The sequence below is a fragment of the Sphingomonas sp. Leaf32 genome (assembly GCF_001421765.1).
In the GTDB taxonomy this organism is placed as follows: Bacteria; Pseudomonadota; Alphaproteobacteria; order Sphingomonadales; family Sphingomonadaceae; genus Sphingomonas.
Map to the genome: position 1 here is coordinate 292367 of NZ_LMLA01000001.1, position 18490 is coordinate 310856.

The following is an 18490-nucleotide window of genomic DNA, read 5'->3' on the forward strand; positions in this document are numbered from 1 at the left end:
TCAATTCTCCACGATCGGCCGTTCGCCGACGATCTTCAGTCCATATCCGTCGAGGCCGACCAGCGTGTGGTGGGTGTTGGTCAGCAACACCATGTCCTCGACGCCCAGTTCGTTCAGGATCATCGCGCCGACGCCGTAATCGCGCAGTTCCTCCATGTCGGGCACCGGCGCACCGGTCCGCGCATGGATGGCGAGCGTCAGGCCGTCGGGACGTGGGCGGTTGATGACGACGACAACGCCCGCCCCTTCCTCGGCAATGATCCGCATCGACTTGCGCAGCAATCCGCCACGCTCGCCCCCCTCACCGAACAGGTCGGCGAAGGGCGAGAGTGCGTGCATCCGCACCAGCGTCGGCTTGCCCGGATCGATCAGCCCCTTGACCAGCGCGACCTGTTCGCTGCCCGTCGCCTTGTTCCAGAAGGTCATGGCGCGCCATTCGCCGCCCCATTCGCTGTCGAACACCGTTTCCGCGCGCTTGGTGACCAGATGGTCGTGGCGGCGGCGATAGGCGATAAGGTCGCGGATCGTGCCGATCTTCAGGCCGTGCAGCTGCGCGAAGCCAACCAGGTCGTCCATCCGCGCCATCGTGCCGTCCTCGTTCATGATCTCGCAGATCACGCCCGAGGGGTTGAGGCCGGCAAGGCGCGACACGTCGACCGCCGCCTCGGTATGGCCGGCACGCACCAGCACCCCGCCCTCGCGCGCGACCAGCGGGAAGACATGGCCCGGCGTCACGATCTCCGACGCTTCCTTCGAAGCATCGATCGCGACGGCAATCGTCCGCGCGCGATCGGCGGCGGAAATGCCGGTCGTCACCCCGTCGCGCGCCTCGATCGAGACGGTGAAGGCGGTTTCGTGCCGCGTACCGTTGTTGCGCGCCATCAGGTCGAGGCCCAATTGCTCGACCCGGCCCTTCGTCATGGCGAGGCAGATCAGGCCGCGCCCGTGCCGCGCCATGAAATTGACCGCATCGGGCGTCGCCATCTGCGCCGGGATGACCAGATCGCCCTCGTTCTCGCGATCCTCGTCGTCGACCAGGATGAACATCCGCCCGTTGCGGGCTTCGTCGATGATCTCTTCGGGGCTGGACAGAAAGGCGTGGCGGAGGCCCGCCAGTTCAGGATTGGCCACGGACTTGTTCCATTCGCATCAGATACCGGGCGAGCACGTCGATCTCGATATTGACCGACTGTCCCTCGGCAAGGTGCCCAAGCGTCGTGACCGCCTGGGTATGGGGGATCAGGTTGACGGTGAAGCGCGTGCCCTCAGCCATATCGGCGACGTCGTTGACGGTCAGCGACACGCCGTCGATCGTCACCGATCCCTTGGGCGCGACGAACGCGCTGAGCGTGCGCGGGATCGCAAAGGTCACGCGCGTCGAATCCTTGTCGGCGTGCCGTTCGACCACATGCCCCACGCCATCGACATGGCCGGTGACGATATGCCCGCCCAGCTCGTCGCCCAGCTTCAGCGCGCGTTCGAGGTTGAGCTGTCGGCCGGCGACCCACTGGTCGGCGGTACGCGATACCGTCTCACCCGATACATCGACCGCGAACCAGCCCGGTTCCCCGGGAGCGGATTTGTCGACCACGGTCAGGCACACGCCCGAACAGGCGATCGATGCCCCCATGTCGATGGTCGTGGTGTCATATGCGCAGCCGATCCGCACGCGCAGGTCGCCCGGCCCGTCGATCGATTCGATGCGCCCTACGTCGCTGACTATTCCGGTGAACACGGCAAGCTCCTCATCTGGCGCGCTCGTAGACCTCCAGCCGGTCGCTGCCAAGCATCCGGGCGTCGTGCAGGCGCCAGCGGCCATGCGCCGCCGCCAGATCGGTCAGGCCGATATCGGGCAACGTGCGGCCATGGCCGATCAGGATCGGCGCGCGGTACAGCAGCAGCCGATCGACCGCATCGGCACGCAGGAACGCCGCCGCCGTCGCCGCGCCCCCCTCGACCAGCACATGATCGCCGGACAGGTCCGCCAATGCCTCGACGCCCGGCACCATCGTAAAGCCGGGCAGCGCCGCGCAATCCGCCGACAGCACCACCCGCTGCGGGCTGTGCTCGCCCAGGCCCGGCAGCCGGACGTTCAGCGTCGGGCGGTCGATCTCCGCCGTGCCGCGCCCGACCAGGATCGATTCGTGCCGGCTGCGCTCCAGATGGCCGTGCGCCCGCGCCTGCGGCCCGGTGATCCACTGGCTCTGCCCGTCGACCCGCGACACCGCCCCGTCGAGCGACAGCGCCAGCTTGAGCGTGACGAACGGCCGTCCCAGCGCGCGCCGGGTCAGGAACCCGGCCATACCGCGCGCCGCGTCGTCGGCCCGCACGCCGCAGGTCACCGCGACCCCCGCCGCCCGCAGCCGGGCCATCCCCTGTCCATCGGTACGCGGATCGGGATCGGTCAGGGCGACGACGACCCGCGCCACGCCGCCCTGCACCAGCAGGTCGGAACAGGCCGGCCCCCGCGCCGACACATGCGCGCACGGCTCCAGCGTGACATAGGCGGTCGCGCCCCGCGCGCGATCCCCCGCCTGCGCCAGCGCCGCCGCCTCGGCATGGGGGCGCCCGCCGGCCTGGGTCCAGCCGCGCCCGACGACGCGACCGTTTGCCACGATGACGCAGCCGACATTGGGATTTGGCGCGGTCCGCCCCCGCGTCCGCTCGGCCAGCGTCAGCGCCGCGCCCATCCAGCGCGCATCCTCAGGCGTCCCCGCGGGGTGCAAGCGGGTCAGATGCCCCAGCTCTTCAGCTTGTCGTCGATCTTCTTCCATTCCGCCTGCCGCTTGGCACGGTCGCGTTCGAACGCCGCAGCTTCGGCCTTTTCCTTGGCGAGATCGATCTGCTGCTGGGCGATGATCTCTTCGTCGGTGCGGTTCGCCGGCCAGCTTTCGACATAGATGATGTTCGGTTTGTAGGCCCGTTCGAAATACGAATCGTGGACGAACCCCCACCCGATCACCAGAACGACGCAGATCGATGCGAGCAGGAACCACCATTCATGCTTCTCGCGCGTGCGGGCGAAGGTCGCGAAATCGCGAATGGCATGGATCGGCGAGAAAAGTTGGCGGAGCTTCACGCTGTCCAAGATAGGCGCAGGGACGGAACTCCGCCAGCCCCGAGCAGATACAGAAGAAGGTTGGTTCACGCGAAGGCGCGGAGACGCGAAGGGGTCGCGTTCCGGGCGAGCCTTTCGCGAAAGGGAGACCATTTCGGCGGTTGCCAAGGCGTATCCAGGCCGCTGTCGCGGACAAGAATGCAGCGGGCACGCACCCCCCTTCGCGTCTCCGCGCCTTCGCGTCTCCGCGCCTTCGCGTGAACCCATTCTTCGTTGACGCCCGAACCCGACCGAGGTCCGGGCCAGCCACCTCAGCGATCCTCCATGTTGAACCGCACCGTCATTTCGCGCCAGCTCTCCACCGCAACCCCGTCGCGGGTCGCCGGACGGAAACGCCATTTCGACAATGCGCGCCGCCTGGTCGCATCGAAGAACGCATCGCTGGTCGCGCTGACCGGTTCGACCGCGCTCACCCGGCCATTGGCGCCGACCAGCACGCGGACGACGACCACGCCGTCACGCGCCTGATTGCGTTCGAACGCGGGATAATCGGGCTGGAAATCGGCGCGGTAGCGCGGGTCGATACTGGCGTTGACCAGCACCGGCAGCGGACTGGCGACCGTTACCGGGCTGCCGGTGCCCGTGCCGCCGGGCGCGGTCGCCACGGGAGCCGTGGGCGGCAAGGCGGTCGGCATCTCAGTCGTGGTGGTCATCACCGGTCCCGGTGCTGGAATCGGCGCGGGCGGGGCGAAGATCGGCTCGATCGGCGCGGGATCGGGCAGCGCTTTCTCGACCGGCTTGGGCACATCGATGGGCGGGGGCGGCGGTTCGATCGGGATATTGATCGCGTCCATCGGCTTCCACGGATCGACACGGGTCACCACCGTCGTCGCCGTCAGGATCGCCACGGCCAACAGGCCGCCGTTGATCGCAATCGCAATGCCCAATCCCACCGGGTTCAGGCCACGTTGTCCCTCATATGCCATGCCACCGTCCTTCTCGATTCACATCTCCTGCCGTCCAATCGGCGTATGCGATGAGATACCCTATCGAGCGCGGTGTAAAGTTTACGCGCGCGTCAGCCTGCCAGCCGTTCGACCGCCCGGGCGCGCCCGATCAGCGGCAACAGCGCGGCCATGTCCGGCCCGTGGTCCATCCCCGTCAGCGCCCGGCGCAGCGGCAGGAACAGCGCCTTGCCCTTGCGCCCCGTCTCCGCCTTCAGCGCCGACGTCAGTTCGCTCCACGGATCGACCCATGGCAGGTCCGCCGCGACCTCCGCCGCCCGCACGAGAAACGCCCGGTCCTCCTCCGCCACCGGCAGCGGCTCGACCGGCCCGGTCACCACCCGCCACCAGTCGGCGGCGTCGCTCACCCGCTCCAGATTGCCGCGCACCGCATCCCATGCCGCCGCGTCCATCCCCTCGGGCAGCGCATCCGCGACCCGTTCGAACGGCAACTGGTGGACGATCCGCGCATTCACCTGCGCCAGTTCGCCCTCGTCGAAGCGCGCGGGCGCCCGCCCGAACCGGCCGAAATCGAACGCGTCGACCAAGGGCTGCGCATCGACCACCGCCTCGACCGGATCGCTGGTCCCCAGTCGCGCCAGCAGCGCGACCACCGCCTCCGGCTCGATCCCCTGCTCGCGAAAATGGTCAATGCCCAGCGACCCCAGCCGCTTCGACAGCTTGCCCTCGTTGCCGACCAGCAGCGCCTCATGCGCAAAGGCCGGCGGCGTCGCGCCCATCGCGGCGAACATCTGCATCTGCGTCGCGGTGTTCGACACATGATCCTCGCCGCGCACGACATGGGTCACGCCCATATCGGCATCGTCGATCACCGAAGGCAGCAGGTACAGCCACGATCCGTCGGCGCGCCGCACCACCGGATCGGACAGCAGCGCGCCGTCGAACCGCTGCGGCCCCCGCACCATATCGTCCCATTCAATCGGTTCCGCTTCCAGCCGGAACCGCCAGTGCGGCCGCCGCCCCTCTGCCTCAAGCCGCGCCCGATCGTCGTCGGTCAGCTTCAACGCCGCGCGATCATAGACCGGCGGCAGGCCCCGCCCGGCGAGGATCTTGCGCCGCAGGTCCAGTTCCTCGGGCGTCTCATAGGCCGGATAGATGCGCCCGTTCGCGACCATATCGGCGAACACCGCCTCATAGCGGCCGAACCGCGCCGACTGCAGTTCCTCGCCATCGGGCGCCAGCCCCAGCCAGGCGAGGTCGGCACGGATCGCATCGACAAACCGCTCTTCGCTGCGCTGCGCGTCCGTATCGTCGATCCTGAGCAGGAACCGCCCGCCCGCCTTCTTCGCGAACATCCAGTTGTGGAGCGCGGTGCGCAGATTGCCGATGTGGAGAAAGCCGGTCGGGCTGGGAGCGAAACGGGTGACGGTCATGGCCCTGCCCTCTCGCCCATTTGTCGCATCGGCGCAAACGGGGGCGTCACATGGGTTTCACAATTCGTCCGCGCGCTCTATGGCGCTCGCATTCTTTTCCATCATGGATACGGGCGCACCCATGAAGCTGCTGGCGGGCAATTCCAATCTTCCCCTGTCGACCGCGATCGCGGACTATCTGGAAATCCCGCTGACCAAGGCCAGCGTGCGGCGCTTCGCCGACGAGGAAATCTTCGTCGAGGTGCTGGAGAATGTGCGCGGCGAGGACGTGTTCGTTGTCCAGTCGACCAGCTATCCGGTCAACGACAATCTGATGGAAATGCTCATCATGATCGACGCGCTGAAGCGCGCGTCGGCGCGGCGCATCACCGCCGTCATCCCCTATTTCGGCTATGCGCGGCAGGACCGGAAGCCAGGTCCCCGCACGCCGATCTCGGCCAAGCTGGTCGCCAACATCGTGACCGAAGCCGGCGCCGACCGCGTGCTGTGCGTCGACCTGCACGCCGGGCAGATCCAGGGCTTCTTCGATATCCCGACCGACAATCTCTATGCCGCGCCGGTGATGTCCGAGGACATCAAAACCCGTTTCGGCGAGCATAACCTGATGGTCGTGTCGCCGGACGTCGGCGGCGTGGTCCGTGCGCGCAGCCTCGCCAAGCGGCTCCACAACGCCCCCCTCGCCATCGTCGACAAGCGGCGTGAGCGCGCCGGCGAATCGGAAGTGATGAACATCATCGGCGATGTCGAGGGCCGCTTCTGCGTCCTGATCGACGATATCGTCGATTCGGCCGGCACGTTGTGCAACGCCGCCGCTGCGCTGAAACAGGCCGGCGCGGTCGGCGTGGTCGCCTATTGCACCCACGGCGTCCTGTCGGGCGGCGCGGTGGCGCGGGTCGAAGCGTCGGCGCTGGAGGAACTGGTCATCACCGATTCGATCGGCAACCACGACGTGATCGCCGGCGGCACGAAGATCCGTCACCTGACCATCGCCCCGCTGCTGGCCGAAGCGATCCGCCGCATCGCCGAGGAAGCATCGGTGTCGAGCCTGTTCGACTGAGCGGAAGCACCGTTTCGGCAGCGGGCGAACGCCCCCACGCCGAACGCACTATTCGCGGCCGGCGCGGAAACGTACCGGATACACTCCGTCCGGCATCGGCACTGCCAGCGTCACGGTGTCGCCGATGGTGAGCGGCGCATCGCCACCCCGCGCGAACTCGATCTGCACCCGCGCCTCGCCACCCGCCGCGATCGCCAGCGGCGTCGCGTGCAGCAATGGGCGGCCGATCGCGTTGCCGGGGAACGGCCTCGTCCGGTCCCACGCCGACGTCGCAACGCGCGCATCGCCCGCTGCATTCGGTTGCATCGCGACCTTCACCACCGCCGGCCCCGCGCGATAGCGTATCTCGATCGTTTCGTTCTGCTCGGACCACCGCCCGGTCACATCCGCCGTGACCCCGCCGCCCGAAAGCCGCGCCGTGTCTCCCGGCAGGCCTTCGGTCGATGTCAGCGCGACGCCCGGCCCTCCTATCGGCGACAGGCTGCCCCGGCTTGCCTGCGAACAGGCCGGCACGACGAAAGCGATGGCCAGCAATGGCGCCATCGCGGAAACCGGCCAGCGCATCATCCCGCTCCTTGCAACTGTCCGACCGGCCGGGCCAGCGCCTTGCGCGTCTCGCTGTTCGCACCGCCCAGCACCCGGTCCGGTTTCAACCCATTACGCGACTGGAACGCCCGCACGGCGTCCAGCGTCGCGCTGTTCGTCCGTCCGATCAGTCCATCGGCACATCTGGGTTCGAGATAACCGAGCGCGACCAGAACGTCCTGCAATGCCTTGATCGCCGGATCGGCCCCGATCGGCAACTGCACGGAGGTATAGGCGGCGGTCGGGCTTCGCTTGCGGATCACGTCGCGGATATAGGGAAATCGGGAATCATAGGGCGACATGCTCGCACCGAAGACGCCCGGACCATCGCTACCGCGACTGCGGCGAAGTGCCTCGTCGATGAACCACGTCTCGACGATGGTGGCCTGCTGTTCGACGTTGAAGCTCGACCATGGTCGGCCGAACCGGCGCGCATCGATGCGGTACGCGGTGCTACGATGCCGATCCCAGTTCTTGATGCCGTCTTCGTAATCCTTGGTACGAACGATGTCGCGTACGCCCTCGGTCACCTGCGCGACGACCGATTTTGCCTGATATGTGCCGGACCACCGGCCGTTGTTGCACCCCTGCCAGACGTGCGTCATCTCATGGATGAACGTTGCCCGGCGCCCGGGATTGCGCATGATGTCGTGAAATCCCTCGGGCCAGCGGATGGTGAACTTTCCGTTGAAATGGGTCGTAATCACTTGCCCCTCGATCGCGATGTCGCTGATCGATACCGAATTATAGCGGACGCTGTTACCAAAGACCTGGTAAGCAAAGGCTCGTTCGTCGGCGCGGAGGGGGCGCGAGGTCATGGTCCCGCAAGAACGGAAGCGAACCTGTTCGGTTCCGCTATACCACCCCGTCCCACACCAGCTTCATCCCCACCGCGATCATCAGCACATAGATCAGCGTATAGAACCGCCTGGCCGATACCCGCCGCACCAGCCAGACCCCCGCCACGGTCGATGTGATCGCCACCGGCAGCAGCGCCGCCGACGTGGTCAGGTTCGCCGGTGTGAACTGCCCCAGCGCCAGATAGGCAGGCACCTTCAGCCAGTTGACCGCGGCGAAGAACAGGGCGGTCGTGCCGACCAGCACGTCGCGCGGTAGCCGGCGCGGCAACACCCAGAGCTGAAACGGCGGCTGCCCGGCATGGGCGATCTGGCTGGTGAAGCCCGATGCGACACCGAACATCGTCCCGACCCAGCCGGGCGACCGGCTGGCGACCGGCATCCCGTGGCGCTCGGTCCACAACCGCCACAGCCCGAACGCGATCGAGATCGCGCCGACCGCCGCCAAGACGGCCGAAGGCTGCACATGGCGCGCAAAACCATAGCCGAGCAGGATGCCCAGGCCCGCGCCGGGAAGCATCCATGCGATCACCCGCCAATCGATGGTCCGTCGGAACGCCCAGACGCCCACGACGTCCTGCACGATCAGGATCGGCAGCAGGATCGCCGCCGCGCGCACCGGATCGACCGACAATGCCAGCATCGGCAGCGACAGCGCGCCCATCCCCGAAAAGCCGCCCTTGGCCAGCCCGAGCATCACCACCGCCGGTATCGCCAGCGCATAGAAGACAGGATCGTCGATCACCGTGTCAGTCGCGCCGCTCGGCCAGGGCCTGCGCGATCCGGAACAGCGCCAGCACGCCCACCGCCAGCACCGCGACCAGCGCCAGCACGGCATAGGTCAGCACGGCCAGCCAGTCGGCGACGCTCCGCGTGGCGGCGGCCTGCTTTGCGGTCGCGATGCTCTCCGCCGTCTCGATCCGCGGTGCGCCGGTGGTGAAGGGCGCGGGCGGCAGCAGGGGCTGTCCCGTGCGCGGATCGACCCGTTCGGTGGCGTCGGTGCCGGTGTTCGCGCCCGATGGCGACGATCCGCCGTTGGTCGACATGGTCGCCACCGCGCCAACCATCGCCAGCACCCACGACAGCGCCCGTGCCTGCCACCCGCCGGCGGTCATGGATGCTCTACGGGATCGCGGGTCTTCGCAGTGGCGGCCCGCACCCCGGCATTGCCGCGCCGCTTCAACTCGGCCTTCAGTTCCTCGGGCCTGGGTGCCCACAGGAACCCGAAGCTGACCGTGCCATGCTTGCTTTCGACTGCATGGTGTAGCCGATGCGCCGAGATGATCCGCTTCATATAGCGCGATTGCGGCAGATAGCGGTGGTTCAGGCGGCGATGGACGATGATGTCGTGAAACCCGAAATAGATCGCGCCATAGGCAGCGATGCCCGCGCCGATCCAGATCGTGCCCGGCCACCAGCCCCATTGCACCCCGCCCAGCAGCAGGACGATCGACGGCACCGCAAAGATCGCGGCGTACAGGTCGTTCCATTCCCAATTGCCATGGCGCGGGCGATGGTGGCTCGCGTGCAGGAACCAGCCCGGCCCATGCATCAGCCAGCGATGCGCGACATACGCAAAGCCCTCCATGAAGATCACGGTGGCGAGGAAGATCAGGATGCCGATTGCCCAGTGCATTCCGGGGCTATAGCGGCTCGGCCATGATATTGCGACGCCTTGTCCTGCTTGTCTGTACGCTCTCGATCACCGGTTGCGCGGTGCCGGAGGCGCGGTTGCGCACCGGCCTGTCGCGGGCGGGCCTTTCCCGGCCGCTATCGGCCTGCATGGCGAAACGGATGGCCGACCGGCTGAGCCTGAAGCAGCTGCTGCGCCTCTCCGACCTGCCCGCCGCCGGCGATGCGGGCGATGTTCGCGGCTTCCTCCACCGCGTCCGGGCGCTCGGCGATTCCGAAATACTGGGCGTTGCGAGCAGCTCCGCCGCACTGTGCGCCAGCGGCCTTCACGGCTGAAGCATTTGCGACGCATTTGCATTAATGCGCTTTCGGGCTGGATTCACTTGCGCGCATGTGCTTTACGCGCGGCAACTTCGCAAACCTGCGTACAACCACCCGAGAGGCGGAAGGCGAATCCATGAACATTCACGAATATCAGGCCAAGGAACTGCTCGCGAAGTTCGGCGTGCCCGTTCCTGCCGGCTTCTCGGCCATGACCGTCGACGAAGCGGTCGAAGCATCGGCGAAGCTGCCCGGACCGCTCTACGTCGTGAAGGCGCAGATCCATGCCGGCGGGCGTGGCAAGGGCAAGTTCAAGGAACTGGGTCCCGATGCCAAGGGCGGTGTCCGCCTCGCCAAGACCGCCGACGAAGTCCGCGCAGCGGCGACCGACATGCTCGGCAACACGCTTGTCACGATCCAGACCGGTGACGCGGGCAAGCAGGTCAACCGCCTGTATGTGACCGACGGCGTCGACATCGCCAAGGAATTCTACCTCGCGCTGCTCGTCAACCGCGCGACCGGCCGCGTGTCGATGGTCGCCTCGACCGAAGGCGGCATGGACATCGAAACCGTGGCGCATGACACGCCCGAGAAAATCCACTCGATCGACATCGATCCGGCCACCGGCTTCCAGGGCCATCATGGCCGCGCCGTCGCCGCCGCGCTTGAACTGAGCGGCGACCTCGCCAAGCAGGCCGCCAGCGTCGCGTCGAAGCTGTACGACGCATTCCTCGGCACCGATGCCGAGCAGATCGAAATCAACCCGCTGGCCGTCACCGACGATGGCAAGCTGGTCGTGCTCGACGCCAAGGTCGGCTTCGACGGCAACGCCATGTTCCGTCACAAGGACCTGATGGAACTACGCGACACGACCGAAGAAGACGCGATGGAGCTGGAGGCGTCGAAGTACGACCTGGCCTACATCAAGCTCGACGGCGACATCGGCTGCATGGTCAACGGCGCCGGCCTCGCCATGGCGACGATGGACATCATCAAGCTGAACGGCATGTTCCCGGCCAACTTCCTCGACGTCGGCGGCGGCGCCAACAAGGAGAAGGTGACCGCGGCGTTCAAGATCATTCTCGCCGATCCGGCGGTGAAGGGCATCCTCGTCAACATCTTCGGCGGGATCATGAAGTGCGACATCATCGCGGAGGGCATTGTCGCCGCCGCGAAGGAAGTGAACCTGTCGGTGCCGCTGGTCGTGCGCCTCGAAGGGACCAACGTGCAGGCCGGCAAGGACATCCTCGCCAATTCGGGCCTCGCGATCGTTCCGGCCAACGACCTGGGCGATGCCGCCAAGAAGATCGTCGCGGAAGTGCAGAAGGCGGCCTGATCGCCCTTTGCCTGCGACGAATACGGGGGTCCGGGCGGAAACGTCCGGACCCTTTTTCGTTGGGGTGGCAAGGCGATTCGCGCTAGGGTCGCCGCCTGCCGCTACGGCGTCCCGGCGTTTCCATACCGGACTTGCGAAACCCACGCAGAACCGCCACAGAAACCCGCGATGCCACCGCGCAAAACGTTTTGAGAGGGAGTGCCCATGAAGGTGCTGGTGCCGGTCAAGCGTGTGCTTGATTACAATGTGAAGCCCCGCGTGAAGGCGGACGGGTCGGGCGTCGATCTGGCCAACGTCAAGATGAGCATAAACCCGTTCGACGAGATCGCGGTCGAGGAAGCGATCCGCCTGAAGGAAAAGGGCGTGGCGACCGAGATCGTCGTCGTGTCGATCGGCGAACAGAAGTCGCAGGACACGCTGCGCACCGCGCTCGCCATGGGCGCCGACCGCGCGATCCTCATCACCAGCGAGACCAAGGTCGAGCCGCTGGGCGTCGCCAAGCTGCTGAAGGCGGTGATCGACGAGGAAGCACCGCAGCTCGTCATCCTCGGCAAGCAGGCGATCGACGACGACAACAACCAGACCGGCCAGATGCTGGCTGCGCTGACCGGCTATGCGCAGGGCACCTTCGCCAGCAAGGTCGAGGTCGCGGGCGACAAGGTCAATGTGACGCGTGAGGTCGATGGCGGGCTGGAGACGGTCGCGCTCACCCTGCCGACGATCGTCACCACCGACCTGCGGCTGAACGAACCGCGCTACGCATCGCTGCCGAACATCATGAAGGCCAAGTCGAAGCCGCTGGCCGCCAGGACCGCCGCCGATTTCGGCGTGGACGTGACGCCGCGCCTGACGACCGTGAAGGTCGAGGAACCGGCCAAGCGCCAGGCGGGCGTGAAGGTCGCCGACGTCGACGAACTGGTCGGCAAGCTCAAGACGCTGGGAGTGGTCGCATGAAGACGCTGGTTTGGGTCGAACATGACGGGCAGTCGGTCAAGGACGCGACCTATGCCACCGTCACCGCCGCCGCGAAGCTGGGCGAGGTCGAGCTGCTGGTGGCGGGGCAGGGCGTCGATGGCGTGGCGCAGGCCGCGTCGCAGATCGCCGGGGTTGGCAAGGTGCTGGTCGCCGACGATGCCGCCTTCGCGCATAATCTTGCCGAGAATGTTGCTCCGCTGGTCGTCGAGCTGATGGGCAGCCATGATGCGTTCCTTGCGCCGGCCACCACGACCGGCAAGAACATCGCGCCGCGCGTCGCCGCGTTGCTCGACGTCATGCAGATCAGCGAGATCCTGTCGGTCGAAGGGCCGGACAGCTTCACCCGCCCGATCTATGCCGGCAACGCCATCGCTACGGTCAAGACCAGCGATCCCAAGCTGGTGCTGACGGTGCGCGGCACCGCGTTCGACAAGGCCGACGCGACCGGTGGGTCGGCGGCAGTCGAAGCGGTCGCGTCGACCGGCGACAAGGGCGTGTCGAGCTTCGTCGGTGCCGAGATCGCGGCGTCGGAACGTCCCGAGCTGACCAGCGCCAAGATCATCGTCTCGGGCGGGCGCGCGCTGGGGTCGGAAGAGCAGTTCCACGCGCTGATCGACCCGCTGGCCGACAAGCTCAACGCCGCCGTCGGCGCATCGCGCGCGGCGGTCGATGCGGGCTATGCTCCCAACGACTATCAGGTCGGCCAGACCGGCAAGATCGTCGCCCCGGAAGTGTATATCGCGGTCGGCATTTCCGGCGCGATCCAGCATCTGGCGGGGATGAAGGACAGCAAGGTCATCGTCGCGATCAACAAGGACGAGGACGCGCCGATCTTTCAGGTCGCCGATGTCGGGCTGGTGGGCGATCTGTTCACGGTGGTGCCGGAGTTGACCGCCAAGCTTTGAGGCGGGCAGCGAAAGCTGCGAGCCGGTGCGCGAGGACGAAGCCCCAAGCGCACAAAGCGACGGCCGGCCGGCGTCGCCACAGCGACGATCGACGACGCGGGATTCACTCCCGCGTCGGCCCCGGTGACAACCGCTGTATGATTGCCTGCGCACCCTCGCCCCCGTTGCGAAGGTTGGCAACGCAGCAGACCGGTTCGAACGTCATCCCAGCGTAGGCTGAGATCTCCTGCTGACAGTGTAGCGAAGAAGTCGCTGGAGGCCCCAGCCTTCGCTGGGCGACGTTAAGTCGCGACCGCTCCCGACTGGCCCCCAGCCTTCGCCGGCCTCGCGACGCAGCTCCCTACTTAGCCGCCACCGGCAACGGCACCGCCGGATCGAGCGGGATCGCCACGCGCTTCGCCCGTTCCTTCTTCGACGGGCCGCCTTTCACACCCCGCACGATGTCGCCAATCAGCTTGCCGACGTCCTTATATTCGCCCGGTTCCTCGCAACAGCTGTCCGGATCGATCAGCTTGCCGATCGCGCGAATGGCAAAGACGCCGCCGCCGATCATGTCGACACCGGTGGTGCAGCCCTCCGACCGGGTGGCACAAGGGTCGATCGATGCCAGTTCCGCGCCACGCCCATCGGCATAAGGGTTGGATGCCAACGGCCGATCGGGCGGGGTGCGCTCCGCCGGCAGTGGCAGGCGTGGATCGCGCGCCGCTTCGCCGCAGACGAGGATTTCGTCGTCCTGCGAATTGCGCCGCCGGGATGCGCAGGGGTCGACCAGGATCGAGATGCGCTCAGGCGGGCCGGCCAGCGGAACGGCGGGCGTCGCGGCCTGTCCCAGCAGCAACAGCATGGCGTACATCGGCACGTCTCCCATATCCCCGGCGCATGGCCGATGCCATGCGTAGCACTTGTCGCGGCCCCGGGCGACGGATTAGCGTGGGCCGATGATCCTGCCGCTCCTACTGCTCGCCGCCGCCCAGGCCCCTGCCCCGTCCGCACAGGACCGCGCGCGGGCCGAGCGCGTGCTGGAACGGGCGCCGATCATCGACGGGCATAACGACCTGCCCTGGGGCATTCGCGAACATCACCATGCGGCGGTCGAAGCAGTCGACCTGACGAAAGACACCAGCCGGATCGATCCGCCGCTGCAGACCGACCTTGCCCGCCTGAAGCGCGGCCATGTCGGCGGACAATTCTGGTCGGTGTGGATACCGGCAACGACCACCGGTCCGCAGGCGGTGGAGACGACGATCGAGCAGATCGACATCGTACGGCGCATGATCGGCGCGAACCCGACTCGCATGGCGCTGGCGCGCGATGCGGCGGACATGGCCCGGATCGCGAAGAGCGGTCGCGTCGCCTCGCTGATCGGCGTAGAGGGCGGGCACCAGATCGACGGGCGGCTGTCGGTGCTGCGCCAATATTACAACCTTGGCGTCCGTTACATGACGCTGACCCATACCAAGAGCGTCGGCTGGGCCGATGCGTCGACCGACACTCCGCAGGCGAACGGCCTGACCCCGTTCGGACGACAGGTGGTGCGCGAGATGAACCGGCTGGGGATGCTGATCGACGTCGCCCATGTGTCCGATGCGACGATGGCGGCGGCGCTGGCCGAATCGAAGGCGCCGGTGATCGCATCGCACTCCAACGCCCGCGCCTTGGCCGACCGGCCGCGCAACATTCCCGACGACCTCTTGCGGCAGATCGGGGCGAAGGGCGGCTTGGTGATGGTCAACGCCTATCCGGCGTTCCTGTCGGCGCAGTGGAACGAATGGGACAACCGGCGCGGTGCCTTTGCCAAGGCGCAGGGGCTGCCGGGCAACCTCTATGGTGCGCAGGCACCGGCGGCGGTCAAGGCGTGGGAGGCGGCCAATCCCGCCCCGCGCGTGACGGCGGCGACCATGGCCGACCATGTCGAGCATATCGCGAAGGTTGCCGGGCGCGCGGCGGTCGGCATCGGGGGCGATTATGACGGCATCTCCGGCACCGGGCCGGAGGGGATGGGCGGGGTCGACGGCTATCCGCTGCTGTTCGCCGAACTGGCGCGGCGCGGCTGGAGCGATGCCGATCTGGCGGCGCTGGCGCAGGGGAACGTGCTGCGCGTGCTGGGAAAGGCTGAGGCGGTGGCGAAGTCGATGGCCGGGCAGCGTCCGGTCGACGCCACCTATCCCTGAAAGCCCATACGCCAATCGCGGGACGGTACGCGCCGTCCCGCGATGGCGGTGCGATCAGTCGCGCAGCAGGTCGTTGATGCTAGTCTTGCTGCGGGTCTGGGCATCGACCCGCTTGACGATGACCGCGCAATAGAGCGCGGGCTTGCCGTCGCCGCCACCGATTGATCCGGGCACGACCACCGCATAGGGTGGGACTTCCCCGCGGAAGACTTCGCCGGTCGCGCGGTCAATGATCTTGGTCGATGCCCCGAGATAGACGCCCATCGACAGGACTGCGCCCTCACCGACCCTGACGCCCTCCGCCACTTCGGCACGCGCGCCGATGAACGCGCCGTCGCCGATGATGACCGGATCGGCCTGCAACGGTTCCAGCACGCCGCCGATGCCGGCCCCGCCCGACAAATGGACGTTGCGGCCGATCTGCGCACAGCTGCCGACCGTCGCCCAGGTATCGACCATCGTGCCTTCACCGACCCATGCGCCGATGTTGACGAAGCTCGGCATCAGGATCGCGCCCTTGCCGACAAAGGCGCCGCGCCGGACGATGCTGCCCGGCACCGCGCGGAAGCCGGCCTCGCGGAAACGATGCTCGCCCCAGCCGGTGAATTTGCTGGGCACCTTGTCGAACCAGTTGGTGCCGCCGGGACCGTCCATGATGGCGTTGTCGTTCAGGCGGAACGACAGCAGCACCGCCTTTTTCAGCCACTGGTTGACCTGCCAGCCATCGCCGACCGGCTCGGCCACCCGCGCCTCGCCCGAATCGAGCAGCGCCAGCGCGGCGTCGACGGCATCCCGCACCTCGCCCCGGGTATGGACGGTCAGCTCGGCACGGTTTTCCCAGGCGGCATCGATCTGGGCGGCAAGGTCGGTCATGATTCCTCCACGAAGCGTAGCCACGCGACGATGTCGTGCGTGGTGTAATCAATATGGTCGCGTCCCACGACCGGCCCCTGTTCGGACCCGTTGTCGACCCAGACCGTCGTCATCCCCGCTTCCTTGGCGGGCACGAGGTTGCGCGCCATGTCCTCGGCGAACAACGCGGTCGTCGGATCGATCTCCCACGCCGTGCATAGCCCGGCATAGGCGCTGACATGCGGCTTGGGGCGATACGCGGTGGCGTGGATGTCGTGGATACCCGCGAAACTGTCGGACAGGCCCAGCCGCTCCAGCACGCGCGTGGCATAGGGCGCGTCGCCATTGGTGAAGACCAGCTTGCGCCCCGGCAAGGCAGCCAGCAGGCGCGGCAGGTCGGGATCGGGCACCAGCGGCGACAGGTCGATATCGTGGACGAAATCGAGGAAATGATACGGGTCGACCGATTGTTCGGCCATCAGCCCCGACAGCGAGGTGCCGTGATTGTGGAAATGCATCTTCTGCACCCGGTGCGCTTCGTCGATATCACAATCAAGCAGGGTGCAGATATATTGCCCCATGCGCGCCTCGACCTCGGCGAACAGGTTGGACGACGCCGGATATAGCGTGTTGTCCAGATCGAAGATCCAGTCGCGGACATGGGATAGCGCAGGCAGCATCGGGTCGGGGCTGTAGGCGGTGCGTCGGACGGGGGCAAGCTCCTCTCCGGCACGGCTGCGCAGCGGTGGTGGAGGGAAGCTGGCCGCCACGCGACCGTTGTGGACGCCGACACCCCGTCCACCAGCTGCGCTGGTCCTCCTCCCCGTGCCGGGGAGGACTTAGATGGCCTCCGTCCCTTCGATCCAGCCACCGCCCAGCACGCGGTCGCCGGCATAGAGCACCGCCGCCTGCCCCGGCGCCACGCCATATTCGGGCGCGTCGAACACCAATCGTTCGCCCTCCAGCCGTGCCGGTACCGGCTTCGCCATCGAACGGACCTTCGCGGTCAGTGGTCCCACATGGTCGCCGCCGATCCAGTTGATGTCCGACAGCCGCGCCGCGCCCACCGCCAGCGCGCTGCGTGGTCCCACGACCAGACGCTTGGTCGCGGGTTCGAGGCGGACGACATAGAGCGGCTCGGCCAGCCCGCCGATCTCCAGCCCGCGCCGCTGCCCGACGGTATAGCCGACCAGCCCGCCATGCCGCCCCAGCACCCGGCCCGCCAGATCGACGATCTCACCGCCTTCCCTCGCCTCCGGACGCAGCTTGCGGACCAGTCCGGCATAGTCGCCGTCGGGGACGAAGCAGATGTCCTGGCTGTCGGGTTTCCCTGCGACCCCCAGCCCCAGTTCGGCGGCGATCTCGCGCACGCGGGCCTTCGGCATCGCGCCCAGCGGAAAACGGAGGAAGTCGAGCTGCGGCTGCGTCGTGGCGAACAGGAAATAGCTCTGGTCGCGCGCCGGATCGATCGCGCGGTGCAGCTCGGCACCCGCCGAGCCTATCACCCGCCGGATATAATGACCGGTCGCAAGGGCATCGGCGCCCAGATCGCGGGCAAGGGCGAACAGGTCGGTGAATTTCGGCCCCATGTTGCACTTCACGCACGGAATCGGCGTGCGCCCGGCCAGATAGGCATCGGCGAAATCGTCGATCACCGTCTCGCGAAAGCTGCTTTCATGGTCGAAGACATAATGGGCGATGCCCAGCCGATCGCACACCGCCCGTGCATCGCGAATGTCGCGTCCGGCGCAGCACGATCCGGCGCGACCCACCGCCGCGCCGTGATCGTAGAGTTGCAGCGTGACGCCGATCGTCTCCGCACCCGTCGCATGGGCGAGTGCCGCGACCACCGAACTGTCCACCCCGCCCGACATCGCCACCACGATGCGACGCGCGGAAAGGGGGGCATCCAGTTGAAATTCACCAAGGTCCATGGGTCGCCAGATAGGCGCTTCGCCGTCCGGTTGCAAAAATGCGGCTCCATTTACCGTACCTTCAACAGTGTCGGCGTAACACAGTCTCCTAAGTCCTGTTGCTGGAAGAAAATTTGGATCTGAGCTTCGCACGTTTCGACCGTGGTTCCACGGTCACCACCCTGCCGACGGAGCTGGCTGTATTGCTGGCTTCGGCGACCGGGCGGCAGGCGGCAACGCCGACGGCGCGGTTGCAGACCCGACTGGCATGGAACCGCGCGCCGGTGTCCCTGCTCAATCCGGTCGACGGGGCGTTCAACGGATGGACCGCCGCCTTGCTGCGGGGGTGCGTCGCGCCGGAATACCGGCCTGTCGCGAAGAATTGGCACGATGCGAGCGGATGAAGACGATGTTTACCTAGCCATTTTAG

At 67.1% G+C, this 18490-nt stretch carries 22 protein-coding genes; 7 read left to right on the forward strand and 15 right to left on the reverse strand.

Annotation, left to right across the window (positions count from 1 at the left end; translation table 11 throughout):
* The 6 genes from ribB to gltX all read right to left on the reverse strand — a co-directional run bounded on the left by ribB (window position 1) and on the right by gltX (window position 5456).
* Window positions 1-1131: a 3,4-dihydroxy-2-butanone-4-phosphate synthase gene (ribB, locus tag ASE83_RS01345; protein WP_055786979.1), complete on the reverse strand. Its 1131-nt coding sequence runs from the start codon at window positions 1129-1131 to the stop codon at window positions 1-3.
* Window positions 1118-1735: a riboflavin synthase gene (locus ASE83_RS01350; protein ID WP_055786975.1), complete on the reverse strand. Its 618-nt coding sequence runs from the start codon at window positions 1733-1735 to the stop codon at window positions 1118-1120. Before ASE83_RS01350 ends, ribB begins: the two co-directional genes overlap by 14 nt.
* A gap of 10 nt (window positions 1736-1745) precedes the next feature.
* The gene (gene ribD / locus ASE83_RS01355) at window positions 1746-2690 is read right to left on the reverse strand and encodes a bifunctional diaminohydroxyphosphoribosylaminopyrimidine deaminase/5-amino-6-(5-phosphoribosylamino)uracil reductase RibD (RefSeq protein ID WP_055786973.1); all 945 of its coding nucleotides are present in this window, start codon (window positions 2688-2690) and stop codon (window positions 1746-1748) included.
* 41 nt (window positions 2691-2731) lie between these two features.
* Complete coding sequence (locus ASE83_RS01360; protein ID WP_055899598.1) at window positions 2732-3079, reverse strand: hypothetical protein; 348 nt, start codon at window positions 3077-3079, stop codon at window positions 2732-2734.
* Window positions 3080-3369: 290 nt separating this feature from the next.
* Window positions 3370-4044 carry a TonB family protein gene (locus ASE83_RS01365; RefSeq protein WP_055786967.1) on the reverse strand — a complete coding sequence of 225 codons (675 nt, stop codon included), beginning with the start codon at window positions 4042-4044 and terminating at the stop codon, window positions 3370-3372.
* 92 nt (window positions 4045-4136) lie between these two features.
* Window positions 4137-5456: a glutamate--tRNA ligase gene (gltX, locus tag ASE83_RS01370; protein ID WP_055786964.1), complete on the reverse strand. Its 1320-nt coding sequence runs from the start codon at window positions 5454-5456 to the stop codon at window positions 4137-4139.
* Window positions 5457-5577: 121 nt separating this feature from the next.
* Here gltX and ASE83_RS01375 point away from each other — a divergent pair, with 121 nt between their 5' ends.
* Entirely contained in the window at window positions 5578-6513 is a 936-nt protein-coding gene (locus tag ASE83_RS01375) for a ribose-phosphate pyrophosphokinase (protein ID WP_055787729.1), read from the forward strand.
* Between the two features lie 48 nt (window positions 6514-6561).
* On the opposite strand, the gene ASE83_RS01380 is transcribed toward ASE83_RS01375, so the two are convergent.
* Genes ASE83_RS01380 through ASE83_RS01400 form a run of 5 tightly spaced genes read right to left on the reverse strand, consistent with a single transcriptional unit; the run spans window position 6562 to window position 9591 of the window.
* A complete protein-coding gene (locus ASE83_RS01380) occupies window positions 6562-7077 on the reverse strand; it encodes a hypothetical protein (protein WP_156360194.1) in 516 nt (171 codons plus the stop codon).
* Window positions 7077-7916, reverse strand: coding sequence for a peptidoglycan-binding protein (locus ASE83_RS01385; RefSeq protein WP_055786958.1), 840 nt, complete (start codon window positions 7914-7916; stop codon window positions 7077-7079). Before ASE83_RS01385 ends, ASE83_RS01380 begins: the two co-directional genes overlap by 1 nt.
* Before the next feature lie 37 nt (window positions 7917-7953).
* The gene (locus ASE83_RS01390) at window positions 7954-8700 is read right to left on the reverse strand and encodes a sulfite exporter TauE/SafE family protein (RefSeq protein ID WP_156352581.1); all 747 of its coding nucleotides are present in this window, start codon (window positions 8698-8700) and stop codon (window positions 7954-7956) included.
* A gap of 4 nt (window positions 8701-8704) precedes the next feature.
* Window positions 8705-9070 carry a hypothetical protein gene (locus ASE83_RS01395; RefSeq protein WP_055786955.1) on the reverse strand — a complete coding sequence of 122 codons (366 nt, stop codon included), beginning with the start codon at window positions 9068-9070 and terminating at the stop codon, window positions 8705-8707.
* Entirely contained in the window at window positions 9067-9591 is a 525-nt protein-coding gene (locus ASE83_RS01400) for a sterol desaturase family protein (protein ID WP_055786953.1), read from the reverse strand. The genes ASE83_RS01395 and ASE83_RS01400 overlap by 4 nt, the downstream gene beginning before the upstream one ends.
* Before the next feature lie 23 nt (window positions 9592-9614).
* On the opposite strand from ASE83_RS01400, the gene ASE83_RS01405 reads away from it, so the two are divergent.
* From ASE83_RS01405 to ASE83_RS01420, 4 genes are all read left to right on the forward strand, one after another.
* Window positions 9615-9923, forward strand: coding sequence for a hypothetical protein (locus ASE83_RS01405; RefSeq protein ID WP_055786950.1), 309 nt, complete (start codon window positions 9615-9617; stop codon window positions 9921-9923).
* A 121-nt stretch (window positions 9924-10044) separates the two neighbouring features.
* The gene (sucC, locus tag ASE83_RS01410; protein WP_055787724.1) at window positions 10045-11244 is read left to right on the forward strand and encodes an ADP-forming succinate--CoA ligase subunit beta; all 1200 of its coding nucleotides are present in this window, start codon (window positions 10045-10047) and stop codon (window positions 11242-11244) included.
* Window positions 11245-11448: 204 nt separating this feature from the next.
* Window positions 11449-12198, forward strand: a complete 750-nt coding sequence (locus ASE83_RS01415) for an electron transfer flavoprotein subunit beta/FixA family protein (protein WP_055786947.1) — start codon at window positions 11449-11451, stop codon at window positions 12196-12198.
* Window positions 12195-13124 carry an electron transfer flavoprotein subunit alpha/FixB family protein gene (locus ASE83_RS01420; protein WP_055786944.1) on the forward strand — a complete coding sequence of 310 codons (930 nt, stop codon included), beginning with the start codon at window positions 12195-12197 and terminating at the stop codon, window positions 13122-13124. Before ASE83_RS01415 ends, ASE83_RS01420 begins: the two co-directional genes overlap by 4 nt.
* A 340-nt stretch (window positions 13125-13464) precedes the next feature.
* Here ASE83_RS01420 and ASE83_RS01425 read toward each other — a convergent pair whose 3' ends face one another.
* Window positions 13465-13983 (reverse strand): hypothetical protein, encoded by a 519-nt coding sequence (locus tag ASE83_RS01425; protein ID WP_156352583.1) that lies wholly within the window; start codon window positions 13981-13983, stop codon window positions 13465-13467.
* A gap of 79 nt (window positions 13984-14062) precedes the next feature.
* Here ASE83_RS01425 and ASE83_RS01430 point away from each other — a divergent pair, with 79 nt between their 5' ends.
* The gene (locus tag ASE83_RS01430; protein ID WP_055786938.1) at window positions 14063-15295 is read left to right on the forward strand and encodes a dipeptidase; all 1233 of its coding nucleotides are present in this window, start codon (window positions 14063-14065) and stop codon (window positions 15293-15295) included.
* Window positions 15296-15349: 54 nt separating this feature from the next.
* On the opposite strand, the gene dapD is transcribed toward ASE83_RS01430, so the two are convergent.
* From dapD to mnmA, 3 genes are all read right to left on the reverse strand, one after another.
* Complete coding sequence (dapD, locus tag ASE83_RS01435; protein WP_055786935.1) at window positions 15350-16168, reverse strand: 2,3,4,5-tetrahydropyridine-2,6-dicarboxylate N-succinyltransferase; 819 nt, start codon at window positions 16166-16168, stop codon at window positions 15350-15352.
* Window positions 16165-16827: a pyrimidine 5'-nucleotidase gene (locus tag ASE83_RS01440; protein WP_055786932.1), complete on the reverse strand. Its 663-nt coding sequence runs from the start codon at window positions 16825-16827 to the stop codon at window positions 16165-16167. Before ASE83_RS01440 ends, dapD begins: the two co-directional genes overlap by 4 nt.
* Window positions 16828-16986: 159 nt before the next feature.
* A complete protein-coding gene (gene mnmA / locus ASE83_RS01445) occupies window positions 16987-18081 on the reverse strand; it encodes a tRNA 2-thiouridine(34) synthase MnmA (protein ID WP_055786929.1) in 1095 nt (364 codons plus the stop codon).
* Window positions 18082-18263: 182 nt separating this feature from the next.
* Here mnmA and ASE83_RS18740 point away from each other — a divergent pair, with 182 nt between their 5' ends.
* A complete protein-coding gene (locus tag ASE83_RS18740) occupies window positions 18264-18464 on the forward strand; it encodes a hypothetical protein (protein WP_200931503.1) in 201 nt (66 codons plus the stop codon).
* Window positions 18465-18490: the final 26 nt, after the last annotated feature.